This is a genomic window from Pseudochrobactrum sp. Wa41.01b-1 (assembly GCF_019464455.1).
Lineage (GTDB): Bacteria > Pseudomonadota > Alphaproteobacteria > Rhizobiales > Rhizobiaceae > Pseudochrobactrum > Pseudochrobactrum saccharolyticum.
On record NZ_CP080493.1, the window covers coordinates 2,718,481 to 2,742,970 of the forward strand.

Consider the following 24,490-nt stretch of genomic DNA (forward strand, 5'->3'; position numbering starts at 1 on the left):
CAGGTTTTCCCCGATATTATCTGTTTGCTCTAATATTTTGTAAAAAAATATGTCGACAATTTAGTTGACAATGAAATCTGAATTCCACACACTCTCCCCGTCCGGACAAAACACCATCAAGAGTGAAGAGCCGGTTGTCTTTTTTGGGGAACAAATTCATGAAATTCAGAAAATCGATCCTCGCGGGTCTGATGGCTTTCGCATTAGGTCATACCGCGCATATTGCTTCTGCTGAGACTTTGCGCTGGGGCGCAGCGCATGATGTCTATTCGATGGACCCTTATTCCTACGGCGACAGCTATACGATTGCCTTTCTCAGCCACATTTATGAAGGGCTCGTGCGCTATAATGCCGATCTGAAGATCGAGCCGTCCCTTGCAACTAGCTGGGAAGTTGTCGGTGAAAACACATGGCGCTTTAATCTGCGCAAGGATGTGAAATTCCATGACGGTGCGGATTTCACCGCCAAAGACGTTCTGGCCTCGCTCACCCGCGTGAGCCACCCGACATCGCCGCTGCGTGGCAATCTGCCGGCCTATAAATCCGCTAAAATTGTTGACGATTATACAATCGATATCGAGCTGACAGGCCCTTATCCGCTGCTGCTCAATGACCTGACCAATATTCATATGTTTGATGAAGACTGGCTGGTGAAGAACGATTCCCTGCTGCCGACCGATGTGGGCGGGCAGAAGGAAGGTTATGCGACCTATAACACCAATGGTACCGGCCCGTTCAAGCTGGAAAGCCGCGTGCCGGACAGCAAAACCATCCTGCTGAAAAATGAAGGCTGGTGGGATAAGCCGCAGCATAATATCGACAAGATCGAATTTACCCCGATTACCTCTGCAGCAACCCGTGTAGCAGCTCTGCTTGGCGGCGATGTGGATTTCTCTGAATCTGCACCGACACAGGATTTGGCGCGTTTGGCTTCAGCTCCGGGTCTGCGCCTGATGGAGCGCACCGATCTGCGCACTGTGTTTGTTGGCTTCCAGCGTCGTGAGAAGCTGCACAACGGTGATGAAAACCAGTTTAATAAGCTGGGTGTGCGTCAGGCTTTTGCTCATGCGCTGGATATGGATCTGATTAAAAAGCGCATTATGCGTGATAAATCCCGTAATGCCGGTACGATTATTGCACCGGAAATTCCGGGCTATGTGCCGGAGCTGGACACGCTCTACGGCTATGATGTGGACAAAGCGAAATCGCTGTTGAAGGAAAACGGCGCGGAAGGCTTCCCGTTCACGCTGGTCTGCACCTATGAAAATTACCTGAATGAAGAAGAGCTGTGCAACGGCATGGTTTCCATGCTGACCCGTGCCGGTTTCAAACCGTCGCTGGATATCGGGCCGACAGCCGTACAGGCACCAAAACGTACAGCCGGTCAGGCTGATGCCTATATTCTCGGCTGGGCGAATGAGCCGATGCTCGACAGCTATTCCATTCTGATGCAGGTCATCCAGACCAAATCCGGCGTTGCCGGTGTGTTCAACTGGGGCGGCTGGTCCTATCCGGAACTGGACAAGCTGGTGACAACAGCTTCCACGGAAATGGATCGTGAGAAGCGTCTGGCCTTGCAGACACAGGCACTGGAAATCGTCAAAAAAGAAATCATCCAGTTGCCGCTGCACCAGCAGCCGATTGCATGGGTTCTCACCGACAAAGTGGAAAGCGTTGTCCAGCAGGCTGATAACAAGCCGCGCCACTGGCTGACTGTTCTGAAGAAATAACGAATTTAGCTATGCCGCGGTCATACAGATTGCGGCATAGCATGATTATCCTTGGGAGAGGGAACTGAATGCTTGTATTTATAATCAAGCGACTGGCAAATGCGGCGATGGTTATGCTCGCCGTGGCATTGCTGGCTTTCATGATTTTCCGTTTTGCGGGCGATCCTGTTGAACTGATGGCCAATGAACAGATGAGCCAGATCGACCGTGACAATCTGCGCGAACGTCTGGGGCTGAATGACGGTTTTATCACGCAATATGCGCGATTTGTCAGCGATGCTGTTCAGGGCAATTTCGGTATTTCCTATCGTAATGGTCAGGAAGTGCTGGGGCTGATCGCCGAGAGCTTTCCCGCAACGATGGAGCTGGTGATTGTCGCCACCCTGCTGTCGCTGATTATCGGTATTCCGATGGGGGTGATTACGGCCATCCATCGTGGCAAATGGTATACGGAACTGTTCCAGTTCGCCTCGATCATCGGTGTGTCTCTGCCGAGTTTTGTGGTCGGTATTTTGCTTATTCTCGTCTTCTCGGTAAGTCTTGGTTTGCTGCCTGCCTTTGGTCGCGGCGATGTTGTGCAGCTTGGCTGGTGGTCAACCGGTTTTCTCACCCATTCAGGACGGCTGGCGCTGATCCTGCCATCCATTGCATTGTCGCTCTATCAGATCACGCTGATTATGCGTCTGGTACGTGCCGAAATGCTGGAAACCCTGCGCTCCGATTTTGTTAAATTCGCCCGCGCCCGTGGTATTCCGCGCTATCGCATCTATTTCCGCCATGCGCTGCGCAATTGCTTAATGCCGGTTGTGACCATGACCGCGATGAATGTCGGCTCCCTGATCGCTTTTGCGCTGATTACCGAGACCGTGTTCCAGTGGCCGGGCATGGGCATGCTGTTCATTCAGGCCGTGACATTTATCGATATTCCGGTGATGGCCGCCTATCTTTGCATTGTTTCTTTCATCTTTGTTGCGCTGAATACGCTTGTTGATATCACCTATGCTGTGATTGATCCGCGCCTGCGCGCCGCTACACGTTAAGGGGCAGACATGACAGACAAAATAAACGCCCCGATTGTGAAACCGCAAAGCCGCTGGCAGCGTATGCGTGACAGTGATCTCTGGTGGTCATTCACCCGTAATAAACCGGCAATGATTGCAGCCTTTCTGCTGTTTTTCATGATCGTGACCGCTTTTGCTGCGCCGCTGATCGCACCACAAAATCCGTTTGATCCGGCACAGCTTGATCTGTGGAATTCCGAACTGCCGCCGATCTGGAGTGCTGACGGTCAGTGGCCTTATCTACTGGGTACAGACACACAGGGACGCGATATTCTCTCCGCCATTCTTTATGGCTCACGTATCTCCATCCTGATCGGCGTGGCTTCCGTTGTGCTGTCGCTGATCGTGGGTTTGAGCTTTGGTCTGATCGCCGGTTATATGCAGGGCATTATCGATAATCTGCTGATGCGTATCGGTGATGTGCTTTTGTCGATCCCGACCATTCTGATCGCTATTCTGGTCAGCGCCGTGGTGCGCCAGATGCTGCCTGCCGATCTGCGTGACTATGCGGCTGCCGGTGTTCTGGTGCTGGCGATTACATTGTCCGGCTGGGTGCAATATGCCCGTACCGTGCGTGCGCAGACGATTGTTGAGCGCTCCAAGGAATATGTACAGGCTGCACGTTTGCTCAAAGTGCCATCCCGCCGTATCATGATGTACCATATTCTGCCGAATACACTGACGCCGATCCTTGTGGCAGCGACGCTGAATTTCGGTATGGCAATTCTCACCGAAGCCACGCTCTCCTTCCTTGGTATCGGTATGCCGCCGAGCCAGCCGAGCCTTGGCACACTGATCCGTCTGGGCAACCAGTTCCTGTTCTCCGGCCTGTGGTGGATCACCGTTTTCCCTGTTCTGCAGCTCTGCCTGCTCGTTGTTTCTGTCAACGTGCTCGGCGACTGGCTGCGCGATGCCCTTAATCCGAAACTGAGGTAAAATTTATGTCTGATCTTTTGTTGCGCAATGTGCGCCCGCAGGCAGGTGCTGTCACCGATATTCTGATCCGTAATGGTCGTATCGCTGAGTACGGAACCAATCTCAGTGCGGAAGGTGTGGCTGTTGAAGACGGTCAGGGACATATTGTTATCCCTGGTCTGATTGATGCCCATACCCATCTGGATAAAACCAATTGGGGTCTCGACTGGCATGTGAACGGCAAGCAGGCCTCACTGCGTGAGCGTATTGATTTTGAACGTGAAAAGCGTCTTGAAATCGGTCTCGATCCGCATATTCAGTCGATGCGCCATGCCATTGGCCTGATTGCCCACGGTTCTAGCCACATCCGCAGCCATGTGGATATTGATACGACCCATGGTCTGAAAATTCTCGAAGGCGTGTTTGAAACCCGCGAGAAACTCAAAGACCTGATCGACATCGAAATCGTGGCTTTCCCGCAATCCGGTCTGATGGTGATGCCGGGTACACTGGAATTGCTGGATGAAGCGCTGAAACAGGGCTGTGAAGTGCTGGGCGGTATTGATCCTTGCGGTATCGACCGTGATCCGAAAGGACAGCTGGATGCACTGTTTGCGCTGGCTGTAAAACATGGCAAGCCGATAGATATCCATCTGCACGAATTGGGCGAGCTCGGTGCTTTCACGATGGAACTGATTTTCGAACGCATCCGCGCCACTGGCATGCAGGGTAAAGTCGCGATCAGCCATGCTTTCACGCTGGGTGCGAATGATTATCTGCGCGTGTCGAGCCTTCTTGAGCAACTGGCAGAGCTTGATGTTGCCATTCTCACGACCGGCGCGCCTTCTGTTCCGGTTCCGTCTGTACTGCGCCTCAAAGAAGCAGGCATTCGCATGGGTGCCGGTTGTGACGGTATCCGCGATACATGGGGCCCGTGGGGTCAGCCGGATATGATCGACCGTGCCAAAGTGATTGGCATGAAAAACGGCCTGCGTCGTGACGTGGATCTGGAACATGTGCTGCATATCTGCTCGCAGGGCGGCGCTGATGTGATGCAACTGGAAGGTTACGGTCTGGATGTTGGCTGCAAAGCTGACATGACATTGCTCACTGGTCAGACACTGGCTCATGCGGTTGTTGATGTGGCACCACGCCCGCTGGTGATTAAAGGCGGCCGCGTTACTGCGCGTAACGGTAAAGCAGTGGTGGAAATGCCATGACTGACAAGACACAATTCACTGCACTTGAAAGCCTGAAACTGGGTGAGCGTCCTGAGGGGCGCACACTGCTCACAGCACAATGGGTGCTTGGGCATATTGATGGCCAGCATCGCCTGTATAAAAATGGTGAAGTGGTGATCGAAGACGGCACGGTGCTGTTTGTCGGTCACGATTTTGCCGGTGATGTTGCCCGCCGTATTAATCTCGGCAATGCGCTCATCAGTCCGGGTTTGATTGACCTCGATGCGCTGTCCGATCTCGACACGACCATTCTCGGTATTGACCATCATCCGGGTTGGGCGAAAGGCCGTGTCTGGCCAAAATCCTATATCGATAGCGGCCCTTATGAAATGTACAGTCAGGATGAACTGGCATTTCAGAAGCGTTTTGCTTTCGGTCAGCTTTTGCAAAACGGTATCACCACGGCAGCACCGATTGCCTCGCTGTTTTATCGCGAATGGGGTGAAACCGTTGCGGAATTTGATGCGGCGGCGGATGCAGCCGGTGATCTCGGTCTGCGTGTCTACTTAAGCCCTGCTTACCGTTCCGGCGGCATGATGCTGGAAAAACCAGGCAAAATTGTACCGGTCTTTAACGAAGAGCGCGGTTTTTCCGGCCTCAAAGATGCGGCTGATTATATTGCCCGTCAGAATGGCCGTCATGGTGATCTGGTACGTGGTATGCTGGCGCCGGATCGTGTGGAAACCTGCACCGCTGATTTACTGAAGCGCACGCAGGATGTGGCGCGTGAGCTGGATTGTAAAATCCGTCTGCATATGGCGCAGGGTCAGATGGAAGTGGAAACCGTGCGCAGTCTTCACGGCACCACTGCACCGGTCTGGCTCAACAGCCTTGGTGTGCTCAATGACCGGATTATTGCTCCTCATGCCACCAATGCTACAGATGAAGATCTGACACTTTACGCGCAGAATAATGTGTCGATCATTCATTGTCCGCTGGTTTCAGCCCGTGGCGGCAGCACGCTGAAGTCGTTCTCCAGTGTGAAAAAGCGTGGCATCAATATTGCTATGGGCACCGACACCACACCGCCCGATATGCTGATGAACCTGCTGATCGGGCTGATTACCTGCCGTATCAATGACGGTACACCGGAAAGCATCCGCTGTGCTGATCTGTTTGATGCAGCGACACTGGGCGGCGCTAAAGCACTGGGACGCGACGATCTTGGTCGCCTGCAGGCAGGAGCCAAGGCAGATATCGCTGTGTTCGGTCTTGATGACACATTCATGGCACCAAGCATCGACCCGATCACCACACTGGTCACCGGCGGTTCCGGCAAAGTCACCAAAGCCGTGTTTGTCGATGGTCGTCTGTCGATGCGTCACGGTGAAGTTGCAGGCATTGATATGCAGGCAGCACGTGCGCAGGCACAGGCACAATATGACGGCCTGATCGCCAAATATCCCGAGCGTTCCTACAATAATCCGCCGGTATCAGAGATTTTCCCGCCAAGCTATCCGCTGGCTGGCAAACATGGAGAGGAAGCATAATATGGCAGATACCTCGTCCAATAAACCGACCCTTGAGGTCAAAAATCTGCGGGTGGATTTTCCGGGCAGACGCGGCACATTAACCGCCTTGTCCGATGTCAGCCTGTCGATCATGCCGGGAGAAATTCTCGGCGTGGTTGGAGAATCCGGTGCCGGTAAATCCATGACCGGTCTGGCCGTGCAGGGCTTGCTTGAATCGCCGGGGCATATTGCCGGTGGTGAAGTTTTGCTCAATGGTCGCCGGATTGATAATCTCAGCGACAAGGAAATGCAGAAAATCCGCGGCCGTGAAATCGGCGCGATTTTTCAGGATCCGCTGACCTCGCTTAACCCGCTTTTCACCATCGGATCACAGCTGGTGGAAACCATTACCCAGCATTTAGCCTTAAACCGCACACAGGCACAGGAACGGGCGATTTCGCTGTTGAAAGAAGTGGGTATTCCGGCACCGGAAGACCGCATCAATCATTATCCGCATCAGTTCTCCGGCGGTATGCGTCAGCGCGTGGTGATTGCACTCGCACTGGCCGCAGAGCCAAAACTGATTATCGCGGATGAGCCGACAACTGCGCTGGACGTGTCTATTCAGGCGCAGATCACTTCGCTGTTGCGTCGTCTCTGCAAAGAACATGGCACAGCGGTCATGCTGGTGACCCATGATATGGGTGTGATTGCGGAAACTGCTGATCGTGTGGCGGTGATGTATGCCGGACGTCTGGTGGAAAACGGCCCCGTTGAAACCGTGCTGAAAAATCCGAGCCATATGTATACACGCGGTCTGATGAGCTCCATTCCGGCGCTCGGAAAGCGCGTGGAACGGCTCAACCAGATTGACGGTTCCATGCCGCGTCTCGATGCTATTCCGAGCGGTTGTGCCTTCAATCCGCGCTGCGTGAAAGCCTTTGACCGTTGCCATAAGGAACGGCCTGATCTGATGCCGGTTACCGGCGGATCAGGTGTCAGTGCCTGCTGGCTCAATGCGGGAGCTGCCTGATGAATGATATTGCTATGAAACAGTCACCTGCCGCGCTTGAAGTCAAAGACTTAAGCATTTGCTTCGATGTTTCCGCGCCATGGCTCAATCGTGTGATCGAGCGCAAACCGCGCCAGATGCTGCATGCGGTCAATGATATCAGTTTCAGCGTGCCGCAGGGCGGGTGTTTAAGCCTTGTTGGTGAATCCGGTTGCGGCAAGTCCACCGTGGCGCGTCTGGTGACGGGTCTTTACCGCCCGAGCAATGGTGAAATCCGTTTTGCTCCGTCCAAAAACGGTGCGCCGCTGTCGGCTCATATGATCTTTCAGGATCCCTATGCCAGCCTCAATCCGCGCTGGCGGGTGCACAGCATTATTGCTGAACCGCTGCGTGAACTGAAACTGCGTAAGACTGAAGCCGAGATCAACGACCGTGTGGAAGAATTGCTGAAAATCGTTGGTCTTGCACCATCGGACGGCAAGAAATTCCCGCATGAATTTTCCGGTGGTCAGCGTCAGCGTATTTCGATTGCCCGTGCACTTGCCGGTGAACCGGAATTTCTGGTTTGCGATGAGCCGACCTCGGCTTTGGACGTTTCCGTGCAGGCGCAAATCCTCAATCTGATGCGCAAACTTCAGGATGAACTTGGCCTGACCTTCCTGTTCATCAGCCACGATATGAGCGTTGTCCGCCATATGTCGGATCGTATTGCGGTGATGTATCTGGGGCGGATTGTTGAGGAAGCGGACACGGAAACCCTGTTTTCCGATCCGAAACATCCTTACACACGCCTGCTTCTGGAAACGATCCCGAATATTGCCGAACCGCATCGTGACCGTGTGATCGGCGGCGGTGAAGTGCCAAGTCCGCTGAAACCACCTTCGGGTTGTACTTTTCATCCGCGTTGTGCCTTTGCCGACAGTCGCTGCTCGGCTACAAAACCGGAAATGAAAGCCTATGATGACGGCAGCCGTGTTGCCTGCCACCGCATCGGCGAGATTTAAGGCTTAAATTTAGAAGAACCCTCCGTGCCGGATGTCTTCGGATATCCGGCACCATCCGGCAAAAGGCGGCAGAGGTCACTCTGTCGTCTTTTGTTTTTTACACATTAAAAAGCCTCCGGACATTGCTGGCCGGAGGCTTTTGAATAGCGGTGGTGCGCGTGGTTATTTCACACGCGGATAATCATAGGCACCGGCTTTGGAAGTGCGGTATCCGGCGCTGACATAGGCCTCTGCGAGTTTGACCGCAGCGGTTACACCGTCAATCACCGGCAGACCGCAGCGCTGTTCCAGCCGTTCACACAGTTCAGACATACCGGCACAGCCGAGCACAATCGCTTCTGCATGGTCTTCGCGTTTGGCGCGTTCAATTTCCTGCACCAGCATTTCTTCCGTGTGGCAGGCATCGTCTTCCAGAGCCAGCACCGGCATATCAATCGAGCGCACGCGGCGGCAGTGATGGCTTGCGCCATATTCCTGCACCAGATCCTCAATAATCGGCACAGAGCGGGGCAGGGTAGTGACAACGGAGAAGCGTTTGGAAATGGTCATGGCAACCTGCACGGCGGCCTGACAAATGCCGAAAACCGGCCCTCCTGCAACTTCACGCGCGGCGTCCAGTCCGGGGTCATCAAAACAGGCAACAACATAGGCATTAAAGCCTTTCGCTTCACCTCCGCGGATGAGCTGCAGCATGGAAGGAACGGCCATCGCCTCGTCGGCATGACCTTCGATACTGCGCGGGGTGTCTGCCGGATTGATCGCTTCAATGACAGTGGTCGGCAAAGCTGCGCGGCGGGCGCTGCGTTCTGCCTGATCGGTCATGGACTGGGTGGAGTTCGGATTGATAAGGAGTATGCGCAAGGGCTTAGCCTTTATTGGTCAGACGATCCTGAAACGCAGCTAATCCCGGCGATTTCAGAACGAACTGGTTATCGGAAGCGATGTAATTATCGGCATGCAGACGGGCGATTGGCTGATAGGTGTCCGGATTGACGTAACGGCCAGCATCATCCAGACAGTCGCGGCGCACATGCATATGCACAACCTCGCCAAGCACGATGACGCGGCGCTCATAATCAATCAGCCGTTCTACCCGACATTCCATGGAGCACGGCGATTGAGGCAGCCAGCGGGAGCAAACCTGCGCACCTTCCTGCGATGACAGGCCGGCCATTGCCACTTCGTCAACATCCGGCTCAAAGCCGAGACCGCAAACCAGCATGGCATCGGAAAGTGCCATATCCACCATATTCACGGTAAATTCCTGTGTTCTGCGGATATTGAGAACCGTATCCTTTTCCCGCCCGTCCTGCCTTGTCTGAATACCGAGAATGACAATCGCAGGATCATGAGAAAAGACGTTGAAAAAGCTCATCGGGGCGGCATTGTCCTGCCCGTTTTCCGCGCGGGTTGTGACCAGAGCAATCGGGCGCGGGCCGACAAAATTTGTCAGCAACCGGTAGCGATCCTGCGGATCCATACGCGTGAAATCAAAATCCATTCATGTTCCCCCGTTTATTGTTGTGGAGTCGGTTCAGCTTAGAAAAATTCGCTAATATTGTCTACAAATATGTTGTCAATAATTTCCGTCTTTGTTTGCAATTAAAGAAAAAGAAATCTGCTATATTCAGCGATATGAAGCTGATATATGAGATTGCAAATTCTGAAAGAGACGGAAGGTCTGACTGATGATTGGTGGTTCTGATTACGCTACAGAGCTGAGCGCAATTCGCCCTTGGACAGATATTGCACCGGCAATATCAGTCGCTGAGCGGCTGGGGCGCATTGAAAAAGCCCGCAGACTGATGGCGGAAAGCGGTGCAGATGCGCTGATCGTTGGCGCAGGCACCAGCCTCAATTATTTCACCGGTATCGGCTGGGGCATGATCGAGCGTCTGGTGGCGATGGTACTGCCGCTGAAAGGCGAACCCTATCTGGTCTGTCCGGCTTTTGAAGCGGGATCGCTGGAAGCTGTGCGGATTATGGATGCACGCATTCGCCTCTGGGAAGAGCATGAAAGCCCGTCTGAGCTGGTGGCACAAATTCTGCAGGACGAGAATTGCAAGGTTCTGGCTATTGATCCGGCGCTGCCATTTGGCATGGCCAGCGGTATCGGTAAAGCTGCATCTTCCGTCACCTTGCAGGATGCAACGGTAATTATTGATGGCTGTCGCAGCGTGAAGTCACCGGCTGAAATCGCGATCATGAAACAGGCCATGCAGATGACACTGGAAGTGCATCGTCGCGCTGCCCGTATTCTGCATGTGGGTATCAAAGCCAGTACTGTGCGCACATTCATCAATGAAGCGCATAAGGCTATCGGCAGCAATGGCAGCACTTTCTGCGCTGTACAGTTTGGCCGCTCTACTGCTTTCCCGCATGGTTTGCCGCAGGATGATGTGCTGGCAGAAAATGACATGGTGTTGGTCGATACCGGTTGTTTGGTGCAGGGTTATAATTCCGATCTGACCCGTACCTATATTTTCGGCACACCGACCTCTGAGCAGCAGCGTATCTGGGATATTGAAAAAGAGGCGCAGCTTGCAGCTTTTGCGGCTGCCAAAATCGGCGTCACTTGTGGCGCAGTAGACGATGCAGCGCGTGTGGTGCTGGAGCGCCACGGTCTGGGGCCGGATTATCAATTGCCGGGTCTGCCACACCGCACTGGTCACGGCATTGGCATGACCATTCACGAAGCACCTTATCTGGTGCGCGGGAATAAGACTGTTTTACAGGCAGGGATGTGCGCTTCCAACGAGCCGATGATTGTTGTGCCGGAACAATTCGGTATCCGTCTGGAAGATCATTTCTATATGACTGAGCAGGGTGCTGAATGGTTCACCGAGCCGTCATTTAGCATGACGCAACCGTTCGGTTAAAAAACTAAAAGCCGCTCAAAACTGAGCGGCTTTTTTGTTTCCGGAGCGTGAATTATTTGCGCAACTCGGCTTCAATTTCATCCAGAACCTTGTCTTTGCCGATACCGGTCAGAAAGGCCAGACCTTTGATGACCGGTTTGGTCACAGATGCTGAGATCGGTGTGGTCGAGACGATGAAATCCACATTGTCTGCAAGAGACGGCACTTCCGTAGCTTTGGCCTGCTGAGCGTTGAAAGTGAGACCGCGCTTTTTCATTTCCTCGGTTACAGTGGCATTCACCGCTGTTGAGGTGGCGATGCCGGTGCCGCAGGCAAAGAGAATGGTTTTCTGTTTAGCCATGAGGTCGCTCCTTATAATCTTATTTAACCGAGTAGTTTTTTAAGGTCGTCTGTTGTCTGTGCCAGTTTCAGTCCGTCGAGAATCTCCGGTGACTGAATTGCGCCCATAATGGATTGCAGTGTTTCGATCTGCTTGTCTTTATCATTGATGGCAAGCAGGAACACGGTGCCGACGCCGACTGTTTCATCCGGATCTTCCATATTCGCGAAATCAACCGGCGTTTTCAGCGTGGCCATGGCAATTGCTGCTTTCAGCACATGCTCAGGATCAGTATGCGGCACAGCCACATTGTCAGTGCGCTCCAGCGGCAGGCCGGTCGGCATGGATTGTTCGCGTTTCACAACCGCATCGGCATAGCTGTCTTTGACATAGCCGAGCTGATGCAACCGGCTGGCCAGGAGACGGATAACCTCCTCATTGGTTTTTGCCTCAACGCCGAGCAGAATTGCGTCAGCTGTAAGGGAATTGAAGAGGCTGGTAGCCATCCTGTTTCTCCGTTCACTATGAATATTGTGCATTTACCCCGCGATAACGGGGTAAATGCTTGAGATGATTATCAGGTTGCGGCCTGATCTGCAGACTCATCAGCGGCACCGGCTGCACGCTCCCAAGCCAGCGTATTGCGGCGGTAGAGTACAAACAGAGCAGCCACAACTACAGCCAGTACACCGATACCGGCAACGCCAAGCCACTGAATTGCTTCAATGATAACATATGGAATCCACAGGAAGCCATCGACCACCGAAGTAATCTGCAAAGCATTATCCGGCAGCTTGAAGCCCGAAGAGACGGCGGCGCTGGTGAATAGCGGTGCCAGAGCATTAGCCACATAGAAGCCGATTGTCAGCGTGATTGTACCGACAATAACCATGCGGAACACATTGCCTTTCAAAAGCGGGGCGGTGAGCGCCACGATGAAAGGAATAACCGCAAGATCAGCAAACAGGATAACGCGGTTGCCCGGCAGGATAACCGAGAGCAGGATCGCAATCGGCACAAGGATCAGCGATGAAGAAATCGCAGCCGGATGACCGATCAGGATTGCTGAATCAAGGCCGACCAGCAATTCGCGGTCGCCGGTGCGCTTGCGCACAAATTCCTGCGCGGCATCGGATACCGGCAACAAGCCTTCCATCAGAATTTTCACCATGCGCGGCAGCAGCAGCATCACAGCGGCCAGTGTCATACCTGTACCGAGAACCTTGGCCAGTACCGTGCCGAAATCACCGGCATTGTAAAAGGCGATGGTTCCCAGAACTAAACCTATAATCAGGCCGAGCACCACCGGTTCCCCGAAAACACCGAAGCGGCGCTCAATGGTTTCTGTGCTGATATTGACTTTATTGATGCCCGGAATGCGGTCGAGAACCCAGTTCACAACAATGGCAATCGGCAGAATTTGCGCTGATGCAATATGCGGAACGGAAATACCCGGCACATCATAGAATTGCTGAACGGCACGCGCTGACCAGTCGGCAAACAGCAGCGAGAGCGCGGCAACCAGAGCGGCAATGGCAATACCATAGGCCAGATTGTCGGTCGCAGCGACAACGAGCGAGCCGATAAAGGCGAAGTGCCAGAAGTTCCACACGTCAACATTGAGTGTGCGTGTCCAGCGCATCAGCAGCAATGCAATATTGACCGCGATGCCGACCGGAATAACCCACAGACCGACGGAAGAGCCGAAGGCAATGGCGGCGGCAGAAGGCCAGCCCACATCAACAATGTCACGCTTAATGCCGGTATTGGTAACGATTGCCTGTGCAACTTCACCGATTGAGGTGAACATCAGGCCAAGCACCAGATTGATACCGATAAAGGCAACGCCGATGGTGACGGCCGCGCGAAACGCCTTGCCGACCTTTGCCCCAAGGATGACGGCGATAATAAAGATCACAATTGGCAGCAGGACTGTTGGCCCCAGTGTATCAATCGCGGATTTCAAGCCATTCAGGAATTCATTCATATCTCCAAGCCTCCCGGGATATGTAAGAGCGTTATTATGTTGTGATGCAACATTTGTTTTTTAGTTAATACCAAAGTGTATCTGCGAAATTTATATCCAAGTCAATCGGGGGCAAATATGACCTGAAGAATTTCGCTCTTAATAAGCCGTGTTTTTAGCGGAAAATATACAGAAATTTACGCAGCTCAGCATTTTTCCCTGATGCCATGCATTGGTTTTCGTGATGCTACTGCGGCGTGGTTTTACGCTTTTGTGCCGTGACCTGCGACTGTTTTACTGCTGATGAATTGAACAGAGGTATTGACTTGAATACAAATGTTCAATACCCGATTATAGAACTGATAAAATCAGACAGAGCGTCAAGCACCCAAAACGCTCTCAGGAGGAACTCATGACCACCAATGTTGCGCTGACAGGGCTTGCCCGCGATATGAAAGCCCGTGCTGATAGCGGCAGGCCAATTCGTATCGGCCTGATCGGATCAGGTGAAATGGGCACGGATATTGTGACCCGTGTTGCGCATATGCCTGGTATTGAGATTGGTGCTATTTCCGAATTGCGTGTGCCGAATGCGCTGAAAGCTGTCGATATTGCTTTTCAGGAAAGCGGTCATGGCCGCGAGGTTAATACTGCTTCCGATCTGACTGCTGCTATGGAAGCGCACAAAGTTGCTGTTACTGACAATGCCAATCTGATCCTTGAGAATGATCTGATTGATGTGGTGATTGATGCGACCGGCGTGCCTGCCGTCGGTGCGGAAATCGGTCTGCGTGCCATGGAGCATGGCAAGCATCTCGTCATGATGAATGTTGAAGCTGATGTGACAATCGGCGCTTATCTGAAAAGCGAAGCGGATCGCCTCGGTGTTACCTATTCGCTTGGTGCCGGTGACGAGCCGTCTTCCTGTATGGAGCTGATTGAGTTCGTATCCGCTATGGGGCACCCGATTGTCGCTGCCGGTAAAGGTAAGAACAATCCGCTCAATATTGATGCGGTGCCGGACGCCTATATGGAAGAAGCAATCCGCCGCAATATGAATGTGCGCATGCTGGTGGAATTCGTTGACGGTTCCAAAACCATGGTGGAAATGGCGGCAATCGCCAATGCCACCGGTCTGGTGCCTGATAAGGCCGGTATGCATGGTCCCGCCGCAACGCTCGATCAGCTTTCCTCGACCCTGATCCCTGAAAAAGACGGCGGCGTGCTCTCTCGTGTGGGCGTGGTTGATTACACCATTGGCAAAGGCGTAGCACCGGGCGTGTTTGTTGTTGCTGACATGTCCCATCCGCGTATTAGCGAGCGTATGGAAGATCTGAAAATGGGTAAAGGCCCATATTTCACCTTCCATCGTCCGTACCACCTGACCTCGCTGGAAGTGCCGCTGACCTGCGCCCGCGTCGTGCTCTATGGCAAGCCGGATATGGTGCCGCTGGATAAGCCGGTGGCGGAAGTCGCTGCCGTTGCCAAGAAGGATATGGCGGTCGGTGAAACCCTCGATGCTATCGGTGAATATTGCTACCGCGCATGGATCATGACGGCCGGTGAAGCCCGCGCAGCCAAAGCCATTCCATGTGGTTTGCTGCAGGGCGGTATCGTTACAGCGCCGATCAAAAAGGGTGAGTTGATCACCTATGCCAATGCCGCTGTAGCAGCAGGTTCCAAGATCGCAGAATTGCGCGCCCGTCAGGACAAACTGGTCTACGGCGCCTGACATTTTTGAATTTGATATATGGCCTCATCAGCTCCCGTTCTGATGAGTGCCTTGAGGAGTAAACTTTGATGGCTCAGGTCAAAAAGGCTCAGACGGACGATGGCGCGAAGGGTGATTTGCGCAATCTGCCCTTTGCTTTCCGTGAATATTCACCGGAAAAGCTGAAAGAAGCGCTGCATAAAATGTATCTGATCCGCCGTTTTGAAGAAGGCGCGGAAGAAAGCTACACCCGCGGACTTATTCACGGCACTATGCATCTGTCCATCGGGCAGGAAGCCAGCGCTATGGGCATCTGCCTGCCACTGGAAGAAAATGACATGATCGGCTCGACCCACCGCGGTCACGGGCATTGCATTGCCAAAGGCGCTGATATCGGTCGCATGTTTGCCGAGTTCTTCGGCAAGGAAACCGGTTATTGCAAAGGCCGCGGCGGCTCCATGCATATTGCGGACGTCTCCAAGGGCAATCTCGGCGCCAATGGTATCGTCGGCGGCGGTATTCCGATTGCTGTGGGTGCTGCTCTGTCGGCCAAGAAACAGAAAAACGGCAAGGTCGTTATTTCCTTCTTCGGTGACGGTGCCAATAATGAAGGCGCGTTTCACGAGGCGCTGAATATGGCCTCGGTCTGGAAACTGCCGGTGGTTTTTGTTTGTGAAAACAACGGTTATGGCATGTCCACTTCGACCAAACGCTCGACAGCAGTTGAAAATATCGCTGACCGCGCGGCGGCCTATAATATGCCGGGGGTGATTGTTGACGGCAATAATCTCTCTGATGTGGCCGAAGCCGCTCATGAGGCGATTGAGCGGGCGCGTCGCGGTGAAGGCCCGACCCTGATCGAGAATAAGACCTATCGCCTGCGCGGCCATTCCAAGAGCGACCGTAACCGCTACCGCACCAAGGAAGAGATCGAGGATTGGGCAACCAATCGTGATCCGATTGCCCGCTTTGAGGCTGATCTGAAAACCTACGGCCTCATCGATGATGCCGAAATTGAAACAATCCGCACCAATGTCGAAAAAGAGATCGCTGACGCTATCGAGTTCGCCAAGAACAGCCCGTCACCGGATCTCTCCAATCTGACACGCGACGTATACACGGACTGATAGAAAAATGGACACGACAATCCGTGAGTTGAGTTATTCGCAGGCTATTCAGGAAGCGATGGCAATCGCCATGGAGCGCGATGAGCGCGTTTTCCTGATGGGTGAAGATATTGGTGTTTACGGCGGTGCTTTTCAGGTCACCGGCGATCTGGTGCATCGTTTCGGTGAAGACCGCGTGATGGATACGCCGATCTCCGAGCTTGGCGGTGCCGGTGTTGCCGTCGGTGCTGCCCTGACCGGTATGCGCCCGATTTTTGAATTCCAGTTCTCTGATTTCGCGGCGCTCGCAATGGAGCAGATCGTCAATCAGGCGGCAAAAATCCGTTACATGCTGGGCGGTGCAGTTTCCGTGCCGCTGGTGATGCGCTTTCCAGCCGGTTCCGGCACCGGTGCTGCAGCGCAGCACAGCCAGAGCATTGAGGCATGGCTGGGCCATGTGCCGGGTCTGAAAGTTGTCCAGCCGTCTACCCCTTATGATATGAAGGGCATGTTGCTGGCAGCGGTTGAAGATCCTGATCCGGTGATGATCTTCGAGCATAAGCTGCTTTACAAAATGAAGGGCGAAGTCCCTGAAGGCTATTACACCGTGCCGCTCAACAAGGCGAAAGTGGTGCGTGAAGGTACAGACCTGACCATCGTTGCCTCGGCAATTATGGTGCATAAGGCGCTGGATGCGGCTGCTGAACTGGCCAAAGAAGGCATCAATGTTGAAGTGATTGATCTGCGTTCTGTGCGCCCGATCGACCGCGAAACCATTATTGCCAGTGTGAAGAAAACCTCGAAACTGATGTGTGTTTACGAGGCGGTCAAAACATTGGGTATCGGCGCTGAAATCAGTGCGCTTGTTGCTGAAAGCGATGCATTTGATTATCTTGATGCTCCGATCATTCGTCTTGGCGGTGCGGAAACACCAATCCCTTATAATCCTGATCTTGAACGGGCAACGGTGCCGCAGGTGCCGGATATTCTCAAAAGCGCCCGTGAACTTGTGAAGGGGGCGCGCTAGTCATGGCGGTTGAAGTCATCCTGCCTAAAGTTGATATGGATATGGAGACCGGCCAGATTTCGCGCTGGTACGCCAAGGATGGCGATACGGTCACCAAAGGTCAGTTGCTGTTTGAGATTGAAACAGACAAAGCCGCTATGGAAGTGGATGCACCGGCATCCGGCATTCTCGGCGATGTGTCTGCTGCGGAAGGCGCAGTCGTGCCGGTCGGTCAGGCTGTTGCATGGATTTATGCTGAAGGCGAGGAGCGGAAAGCTGCCAGCACACCGGTTTCAGAACCGGCTGTTGAACCGCAAATATCGCATTCAGTCTCTGAAGCCCCCGCTGTGCAGCCGGTTGTTACCCCCGCGCCGGTTGCACAGACTGAAATTGCAGGCATTCGTGCGACCCCGCTTGCGCGCAGGCTGGCGAAAGATGCAGGTCTTGATCTGAATGCGGTACAGGGCTCCGGTCCTAAAGGCCGTATTCAGAAGAAAGACATAGAGTCCAGCTTGGCAAGTGCGGCACCTGCTGCTTCGCCGGTGCAGGCCACTGCGCCTCGTCCGGTACTCACATCACCGGTGCAAGCTGCGCTCAATGCAGTTTGGTTGCGCCAAGGTGAAAGCGGGCAGTTGCCAATTGTGCTGATCCATGGCTTCGCGTCAGATCTCAATAGCTGGCGTATGTTGCTGGCCGGCGGTACTTTGCGCAATCCGGTTCTGGCGCTTGATCTGCCAGCCCATGGCGGCTCACCGCGTTATGTGCCAGAGAGTATTGATGCGATTGCAGCCAGTGTGGAAGCAACGCTGGCAGCGCATGGAGTTGAAGCCTGTATTCTGGTCGGTCATTCGATGGGTGGCGCTGTTGCAGCTGTCACAGCCGCGCGCGGCATTGCGGATGTGCGCTCGCTGGTTCTGATTTCTTCTGCCGGTCTCGGCCCGCAGATCAATGGTGCATTCCTCAACGGTCTGGTGCAGGCCAAAAGTGAAGCAAGCATTGTACCTTGGCTGAAAGAACTGTTTGCCGATGAGAACATGCTCTCCAGAGCTTTCATCAACGCAACGGTTGCGCAGGCACAGGATACGGAACTACGTGCAGCACAAGCCGGTATGGCGGCGCATTTATGTGCGGACAATACGCAGACATTTGAAATCCGCTCAAGCCTTGAGGGGCTGGCAATTCCTGTGCGGCTGATTTTCGGTGCGCAGGATCGCATTATTCCCGTGGCTCATGCCCATGGCCTGCCGGGAGAAGTTGGTGTGCATGTGTTCCGCAATTGCGGACATATGCCTCAGCTGGAGCAGCGTGATGTTGTGCTGCGTATCATCGGCGAGTGCAGCAGGGCAGCACAATAAAATTGCAGAAAACAGGTTGCATACCGTTCCCTCTGTATAGCCTGTTTTTCTGATCCCACCCCCGCCGGATGCAAGGCTTTCCTTTCCATCCTGCGGGGGATTTTTTCATTTTAATTATGAGACGGCTGCGTAAGTGCAACGGCAGGATTGTCTGCGCCGAGTGCGCGCTGCACTGCCGCGCGTGCCGAGGCAAAATCCGGCATCACCCAATTAGGTTCCTGTCCCAAAAACTTGTCGAGAAAGGCGATAGCAAAGCCCGGCATTTCAGACGCATTTTCTTTATATGTCCACCAGGTGCGCAGATCATTGGCGCTCTGGTCAATATCTGGGCTTATGCCGAATTCTTGTTCCTGTATCGCGGCAATCGCACAGATACAGTAATTGGTATAGAGAAAACCTTCCGGCCAGAAGCGGATGATTTCGTTCAAATTTTCCATCTCGCCGGTCAGAATTTTATCCGGCGCATTCACGGCTCTGGCGGGGCTGAGGCGGATCAGTTCTTTAAGAACCAGACCGGCGGCAAAAATAATGAAATCCTTGCGGTCAACAGCAGCATAATGCTTGTTCTGATTGACCAGCTCGATCCAGTTGAGAAAGGCTTCCGTCAGGCGTTTTTCATCAATATCATAGCGCATACCGGTCATTTCGGTAATCAGACCGGCATGTTTACGCAAAGTCGCCCGAAACCAGCGCAGCTGACGCAGCCTGTGCCGTAAATCAGGCACATTTGCCATCTGGTTTTTGAATAGCAGATCCATCATGAGCTCTTTCTTATATCGGTCTTTTATGCGGGCACTTTATTGACAGTAATCATAAGCGATGACAGGAGAAATGTCATGGTCCATTCGCTTTGACCTGCGTGTAATGAATTATACATATTGACATTGAAAAAAACAAATGTTCTCTAATTCACTCGGGAGAATGAGCTGATGACGGGTTCAGAGGCAGTCGGGAGGATATCGTATGGCGATATGGCAATGGGCATTATTAGCTTTGGCATTGCTCTGGGGTTTCCAGTCGCTGGGTGTCTGGTTCCAGATGCGTCACTATACCGATGTCATGAAGGGCATCAGCAATAAATACAAAGACGGATATGTTGGTGCCGGTCATGTGCGCGGGCGTTTCGGTAAGGGCGTTATTGTTCTGATCGTAGTGGATCGTGATCTGGTTGTGCACAGATTGCTGGAGATGAGCGGTCGTACAGTCTTTGCCAAATTCACCCGTCGTGATGCTTTTGAAGGGCTGACACTGACCCAATTGCGGGAGCAGCTGGAACAGGACGCATTTCAGCCGGCTGTGGCACATGCGGTGCGTTCTGCAATCGAACAGGCCGAAAGGCTGGCTGATACGTCTGACGGAGAGACCGGACTAACCGGTCTGAAGACAGCGGAAGCCTGAACTAAAAAAGAGTAGGGGAGGCCGCATGTCCGGTGCGGCAATCAGGGAGGTAATATGTCAATTACAGCAATGTTGGCACAACATGCCGACGTCACCATGCAATCCCTGCATCATGCGGGGGGGCTGGTATCCGATGCAGTGTTAAACGCAGGGCTGCACAGCAAAATGGCGGTGCAGCAAAGCGGCAATGATCTCGTGGTATTGGCGCAGGCCAGCACCGATACGGGAACAGCGGCTGCAACCGGCGGCAATATCACTGTCGATCAGTTCCGTGAACGCCTGCAAAATGTGCAGCAGGAGGAGCAACTCGGCTGGCTTACCGCTTTGGGTAAACACTTTATCGGTGTGTTCCAGAAGGGCGGCGAGGTTCTGACCGGCTTTGTTACCGGTATCATCCCGACACTGATCGTGCTGATGACCGCTTTCTACGCGATCACCGAACTGGTGGGCGAAAAGCGCGTGCATGGTCTGGCACGCGGTGCCGGACGTATCGCGCTGACCCGTTATACGGTTTTGCCTTTGCTTTCAGTCTTCTTCCTGACCAATCCGATGGCTTACACCTTCGGTTCATTCCTCGAAGAAAAGCACAAGCCTGCATTTTACGATGCTGCGGTTTCCTATGTGCATCCGCCGCTTGGCCTGTTCCCGCATATCAATCCGGGCGAGTATTTCGTCTGGGGCGGCATTCTTGTGGCTCTGCTGGAGCTGGAAAAGAAGGGCGCAGTGCCGGGCGGTTATCATATCACTGTGGCCATCTGGTATGCGCTGGTCGGTCTCGTGGTGATCCTGCTCAAAGGTATGCTGACAGAACGTATTACCGCCATTATGGCGCGCCGTCAGGGCATTGAGCTCTGAGGGGCGGGAGGGGAACATGGCAAAAACCTATAAATCCGTAACGATTAATCCGGGTTCCGGCGGCTGGGGCGGCCCGCTGACCATTCAGCCGACCGAACAACGCAACAAGGTTGTTTCTGTCACCGGCGGCGGTATCCACCCGATTGCCCGTCAGATTGCAGACCTGACCGGCGCAGAAGCGGTTGATGGCTTTAAAAGCCCGCCGATTGAAAGCGAAATGGCTGTTGTAATCGTGGATTGCGGCGGCACGGCACGTTGTGGTGTTTATCCGCGCAAGCGTATTCCGACCGTTAATGTGATGCCGGTCGGCCAGTCAGGGCCATTGGCACAGTATATTACCGAAGACATTTATGTGTCGGGTGTGAAGTCTGAAAATATTGCCCTTGCAGATGGTTCCGCACCGGCTGCTGCCGCTGCGGCACAGACCAAGGCTGAGGCACCTGCTGCTGCACCGGTTGAACAGCCTTCTGAGGGCGGTCTGATCGGCTTTATCAGCAGTGTTGGCCGTGTAATGGGCGGTATTGTCGGCGTATTCTTTAATGCCGGTCGCCGTACCATCGATCAGGTTATCCGTAACGTATTGCCATTCATGGCCTTCGTTACCATGTTGATCGGCTTCATCCTCTATACCGGTATCGGCGATATTCTCGCACAGCCGCTGGGGCCGCTTGCCAATAATATTATCGGCCTGCTGATCTTGTCCGCAATCTGCGGCCTGCCGTTTCTGTCACCGGTTCTCGGACCCGGTGCGGTGATTGCGCAGGTGGTTGGTGTGGCAATTATCGGGCCGCAAATTGCCAATGGCACAATTGCTCCGGCAATGGCTCTGCCTGCACTGTTTGCCTATAACACGCAGGTCGGCTGTGACTTTGTGCCGGTTGGTCTGGCATTGGGTGAAGCCAAGCCGAAAACCATCGAAATCGGTGTGCCTGCGGTTCTCATCAGCCGTCAGATCATGGGGCCGGTTTCGGTGCTGATTGCATGGGCTGTGAGCCTGATGGTTCTTTAAAATAACACATACAATACAAAGAGCGGTCTGGTCGCTAATGACTGACCGCTCTTGCAAAAGCAGAATAGATTGAAAGGTTCCGCCATTATGACAATTTCTCTTAAAACGCGGATTACCGCTGTGGGTCCTGAAGTGGCGGATCTGGCTGAAGGCGGCGTTGTTATCCTGTTTGCTGACGGCTCTCCGTCAGAACTGGCAGAGGTTTCTGTGCTTCATGCGGTGGAAGACCAACCGTCTGCTGAAGCCCCTGCAACCGGCGCAAGGATCAGCATCGGCTCGCTTGAGGCGACTATTACCTCTGTCGGCTCCAGCGCATGGCAGAAAGTGCTGGATATCGGTCATGTGGTGATTTCGTTCAATGGTGCCGGGAGTACTGAACGTCCGGGAGAAATTTGCGCTTCCGAAGTGGATACGCAGGCGCTGGTGGCGCAATTGCAGACCGGCACCACGATTATCATTCACGCATAAATTCAGACTACTGAAACAGGTATAGCATGGAACGCTCGACAATCGTACGGGTGCATGAAGGTTTACATGCACGGCCGGCTACCCGCTTTGTAAAGCTTGCCAAGAGCTTTGAATCGGACATTGAGATTGCTAAAGCGGACAAAAGCGTCAGCGCAAAAAGCTCCGTGAAGCTGATGCTGCTCGGCGTCAAGGAAAATGACACGGTGACCGTGCGTGCCGAAGGTGCGGATGCGATTGAGGCACTGGAAGCATTGATCGGCTATCTGGAAAATCCGCTGTCGGGTCTGGATGAAAATGCGGATGCTCCTGTTGTTGCGAGCGCGCCTGCATCTGTTGAACCAATAGTTCCGGCTGTTACGCTGGCAGAGCCGGAAGAGACCGGTTTCATCACCGGTATTGCCGCCAGTGAAGGCGTGGCAATCGGTGAGGCCTATCCGTTTTTCCCGCCGGAAATCTCTGCTGATAACCGCACGTTGAAAACCTCTGAAATATCCGCAGAACTTGCCCGTTTTCATGATGCTGTCGCGCATGTCCAGCAGCGTATGGATGCGGAGCTGAAAGCGGATAATCTTGCCGAGAGCGATCGCGGTATTATTGCGGCATTGAAGGATATTGCTGCGGACGAGACTTTGCTTGATGAAGCAACAGGACTGATCCGTGGCGGGCTGGATGCACTCTCAGCTATGCTCGGTGCCAGTGCAGCCGTTGCCCGTCAGTTCTCAGAGATTGATGACCCTTATCTCAACGCCCGTGCTGATGATGTGCAGGCTGTTGGCCGTCAGATTTGTCTGGCGCTTCTGGGGCAGCAGGATATCAGTCTGGAAGCCTTGCCGGATGGCGCCATTCTGATCGCTGAAGATATCGGTGCATGGGATTTCGCCCGCGCACCACTGAAAAAGATCGGTGCGATTGTCTGTGGCCATGGCGGCGCAACCTCTCATGTGGCGATCATTGCCCGCACTCATGGTATTCCGGCGGTGCTCGGTCTGGGTAAAGCGGTGCATCAGCTGAAAGATGTGAAGCAGATTGCTGTTGACGGCAGTAAAGGTCGTGTTGCGCCGGATCCTGATGAAGCAATCTGCGCGGATTTCAAGCAGCGTATTGAAGACGCGAAGCTTGAGAAACAGGCTTTGGAAGCCTATCGCACCATGATCCCGCAGCGTGCCGATGGTACAGTAATTGAGGTTGCGGCCAATCTCGGTGCACTGGAAGAGATTGAGGTGGCGCAGGCAGCAGGTGCGATGGGTGTCGGCCTGTTCCGTACCGAGCTGCTCTTCATGAAACATATGCATCTGCCATCGGAGGATATGCAGACAGAAACCTATTCAGCTTTGCTGAAGGCTTTTGCACCTTATCCTGTGATTGTGCGCACGCTTGATATTGGTGGTGACAAGCCGATTGCCGGTATTGAATTTCCGCAGGAGGAAAACCCGTTTCTCGGCTGGCGCGGTATCCGTATGTGTCTTGACCGGCCGGATATTTTCAAGCCGCAATTGCGTGCCCTGCTGCGTTCTGCCGTGCATGGTCAGCTTAAAGTCATGCTGCCGATGATCTCGGATGTGGCGGAAATCCGCGCAACCAAAGCTTTAATTGAAACCTGCCGGCAGGAACTGCTCAGTGAGGGCAAGGCTTGCGGTCAGTTTGATCTTGGCGTGATGATTGAAACGCCTGCCGCTGTTTTCGCCGCACAACAGCTGGCACAGGAGGCCGCTTTCTTCTCAATCGGCACCAATGATCTGACCCAATATGTTATGGCTGCAGACCGGCTTAACCCGACCGTTGCCAAGCTGAATGATGTTTCACATCCGGCGGTCATGGCTGCCATTGAGATGACTGCAAAAGCAGGCGTGCAAGCCGGTATTATGGTGGGAATGTGCGGTGAGGCGGCAGCAAGGCCGGATCTGATTGCAGAATTTATCCGCATGGGGCTGACAGAACTGAGCATGAGCCCCGCTTCCATCCCGCGGGCAAAGAAGCTGATTTCTGAGCTAAAGTAAAAATAAA

23 protein-coding genes are annotated in these 24,490 nt (G+C 53.6%); 17 read left to right on the forward strand and 6 right to left on the reverse strand.

The genetic code is table 11. The features are described from left to right. The first annotated feature begins 158 nt into the window (after nt 1-158). From K1X45_RS12550 to K1X45_RS12580, 7 genes are all read left to right on the forward strand, one after another. Entirely contained in the window at nt 159-1,730 is a 1,572-nt protein-coding gene (locus K1X45_RS12550; RefSeq protein WP_370627037.1) for an ABC transporter substrate-binding protein, read from the forward strand. A 68-nt stretch (nt 1,731-1,798) separates the two neighbouring features. Next, on the forward strand, nt 1,799-2,770 hold the full coding sequence (locus K1X45_RS12555) for an ABC transporter permease (RefSeq protein ID WP_116086566.1): 972 nt from the start codon (nt 1,799-1,801) through the stop codon (nt 2,768-2,770). Between the two features lie 9 nt (nt 2,771-2,779). Next, nucleotides 2,780-3,727, forward strand: coding sequence for an ABC transporter permease (locus K1X45_RS12560; RefSeq protein WP_220159018.1), 948 nt, complete (start codon nt 2,780-2,782; stop codon nt 3,725-3,727). Nucleotides 3,728-3,732: 5 nt separating this feature from the next. Further along, nucleotides 3,733-4,926 (forward strand): amidohydrolase family protein, encoded by a 1,194-nt coding sequence (locus K1X45_RS12565; protein WP_022709822.1) that lies wholly within the window; start codon nt 3,733-3,735, stop codon nt 4,924-4,926. Further along, nucleotides 4,923-6,437: an amidohydrolase family protein gene (locus tag K1X45_RS12570; protein ID WP_220159019.1), complete on the forward strand. Its 1,515-nt coding sequence runs from the start codon at nt 4,923-4,925 to the stop codon at nt 6,435-6,437. Before K1X45_RS12565 ends, K1X45_RS12570 begins: the two co-directional genes overlap by 4 nt. A 1-nt stretch (nt 6,438) precedes the next feature. Next, nucleotides 6,439-7,431 (forward strand): ABC transporter ATP-binding protein, encoded by a 993-nt coding sequence (locus K1X45_RS12575; protein ID WP_220159020.1) that lies wholly within the window; start codon nt 6,439-6,441, stop codon nt 7,429-7,431. Further along, nucleotides 7,431-8,414, forward strand: a complete 984-nt coding sequence (locus tag K1X45_RS12580; RefSeq protein WP_075654231.1) for an ABC transporter ATP-binding protein — start codon at nt 7,431-7,433, stop codon at nt 8,412-8,414. Before K1X45_RS12575 ends, K1X45_RS12580 begins: the two co-directional genes overlap by 1 nt. 162 nt (nt 8,415-8,576) lie before the next feature. Here K1X45_RS12580 and K1X45_RS12585 read toward each other — a convergent pair whose 3' ends face one another. Next, a complete protein-coding gene (locus K1X45_RS12585; RefSeq protein ID WP_220159021.1) occupies nt 8,577-9,275 on the reverse strand; it encodes an aspartate/glutamate racemase family protein in 699 nt (232 codons plus the stop codon). A gap of 4 nt (nt 9,276-9,279) precedes the next feature. Continuing rightward, a complete protein-coding gene (locus K1X45_RS12590) occupies nt 9,280-9,915 on the reverse strand; it encodes a flavin reductase family protein (RefSeq protein ID WP_022710191.1) in 636 nt (211 codons plus the stop codon). Nucleotides 9,916-10,102: 187 nt separating this feature from the next. On the opposite strand from K1X45_RS12590, the gene K1X45_RS12595 reads away from it, so the two are divergent. Beyond that, nucleotides 10,103-11,293, forward strand: coding sequence for a Xaa-Pro peptidase family protein (locus K1X45_RS12595; RefSeq protein WP_220159022.1), 1,191 nt, complete (start codon nt 10,103-10,105; stop codon nt 11,291-11,293). Nucleotides 11,294-11,345: 52 nt separating this feature from the next. Here the strand turns inward: K1X45_RS12595 and K1X45_RS12600 are convergent, their stop codons facing one another. The 3 genes from K1X45_RS12600 to K1X45_RS12610 all read right to left on the reverse strand — a co-directional run bounded on the left by K1X45_RS12600 (nt 11,346) and on the right by K1X45_RS12610 (nt 13,599). Then, nucleotides 11,346-11,633 carry a PTS sugar transporter subunit IIB gene (locus K1X45_RS12600; RefSeq protein ID WP_022710189.1) on the reverse strand — a complete coding sequence of 96 codons (288 nt, stop codon included), beginning with the start codon at nt 11,631-11,633 and terminating at the stop codon, nt 11,346-11,348. Between the two features lie 23 nt (nt 11,634-11,656). Further along, nucleotides 11,657-12,118: a PTS sugar transporter subunit IIA gene (locus tag K1X45_RS12605; RefSeq protein WP_022710188.1), complete on the reverse strand. Its 462-nt coding sequence runs from the start codon at nt 12,116-12,118 to the stop codon at nt 11,657-11,659. 71 nt (nt 12,119-12,189) lie between these two features. Continuing rightward, nucleotides 12,190-13,599: a PTS galactitol transporter subunit IIC gene (locus K1X45_RS12610; protein WP_220159023.1), complete on the reverse strand. Its 1,410-nt coding sequence runs from the start codon at nt 13,597-13,599 to the stop codon at nt 12,190-12,192. Nucleotides 13,600-13,990: 391 nt separating this feature from the next. On the opposite strand from K1X45_RS12610, the gene K1X45_RS12615 reads away from it, so the two are divergent. The 4 genes from K1X45_RS12615 (at nt 13,991) to K1X45_RS12630 (ending at nt 18,756) form a co-directional block, all read left to right on the forward strand. Beyond that, complete coding sequence (locus K1X45_RS12615) at nt 13,991-15,310, forward strand: NAD(P)H-dependent oxidoreductase (RefSeq protein WP_220159024.1); 1,320 nt, start codon at nt 13,991-13,993, stop codon at nt 15,308-15,310. Nucleotides 15,311-15,378: 68 nt separating this feature from the next. Further along, entirely contained in the window at nt 15,379-16,416 is a 1,038-nt protein-coding gene (locus K1X45_RS12620) for a thiamine pyrophosphate-dependent dehydrogenase E1 component subunit alpha (RefSeq protein WP_116086585.1), read from the forward strand. A gap of 7 nt (nt 16,417-16,423) precedes the next feature. Then, nucleotides 16,424-17,422 carry an alpha-ketoacid dehydrogenase subunit beta gene (locus tag K1X45_RS12625; RefSeq protein ID WP_022710184.1) on the forward strand — a complete coding sequence of 333 codons (999 nt, stop codon included), beginning with the start codon at nt 16,424-16,426 and terminating at the stop codon, nt 17,420-17,422. A gap of 2 nt (nt 17,423-17,424) precedes the next feature. Then, complete coding sequence (locus tag K1X45_RS12630) at nt 17,425-18,756, forward strand: acetoin dehydrogenase dihydrolipoyllysine-residue acetyltransferase subunit (RefSeq protein ID WP_220159025.1); 1,332 nt, start codon at nt 17,425-17,427, stop codon at nt 18,754-18,756. A 110-nt stretch (nt 18,757-18,866) separates the two neighbouring features. Here K1X45_RS12630 and K1X45_RS12635 read toward each other — a convergent pair whose 3' ends face one another. Beyond that, nucleotides 18,867-19,514, reverse strand: a complete 648-nt coding sequence (locus tag K1X45_RS12635; protein ID WP_220160495.1) for a hypothetical protein — start codon at nt 19,512-19,514, stop codon at nt 18,867-18,869. A 205-nt stretch (nt 19,515-19,719) separates the two neighbouring features. On the opposite strand from K1X45_RS12635, the gene K1X45_RS12640 reads away from it, so the two are divergent. The 5 genes from K1X45_RS12640 (at nt 19,720) to ptsP (ending at nt 24,483) form a co-directional block, all read left to right on the forward strand. Next, complete coding sequence (locus K1X45_RS12640; protein ID WP_220159026.1) at nt 19,720-20,154, forward strand: transcriptional regulator GutM; 435 nt, start codon at nt 19,720-19,722, stop codon at nt 20,152-20,154. 54 nt (nt 20,155-20,208) lie between these two features. Continuing rightward, the gene (locus tag K1X45_RS12645) at nt 20,209-21,009 is read left to right on the forward strand and encodes a PTS glucitol/sorbitol transporter subunit IIC (RefSeq protein WP_122092352.1); all 801 of its coding nucleotides are present in this window, start codon (nt 20,209-20,211) and stop codon (nt 21,007-21,009) included. Between the two features lie 16 nt (nt 21,010-21,025). Continuing rightward, the gene (locus K1X45_RS12650) at nt 21,026-22,018 is read left to right on the forward strand and encodes a PTS glucitol/sorbitol transporter subunit IIB (protein ID WP_075654241.1); all 993 of its coding nucleotides are present in this window, start codon (nt 21,026-21,028) and stop codon (nt 22,016-22,018) included. Nucleotides 22,019-22,105: 87 nt separating this feature from the next. Next, a complete protein-coding gene (locus K1X45_RS12655; RefSeq protein WP_220159027.1) occupies nt 22,106-22,486 on the forward strand; it encodes a PTS glucitol/sorbitol transporter subunit IIA in 381 nt (126 codons plus the stop codon). A 26-nt stretch (nt 22,487-22,512) separates the two neighbouring features. Beyond that, nucleotides 22,513-24,483 (forward strand): phosphoenolpyruvate--protein phosphotransferase, encoded by a 1,971-nt coding sequence (gene ptsP, locus K1X45_RS12660; RefSeq protein ID WP_220159028.1) that lies wholly within the window; start codon nt 22,513-22,515, stop codon nt 24,481-24,483. Nucleotides 24,484-24,490 lie beyond the last annotated feature (7 nt).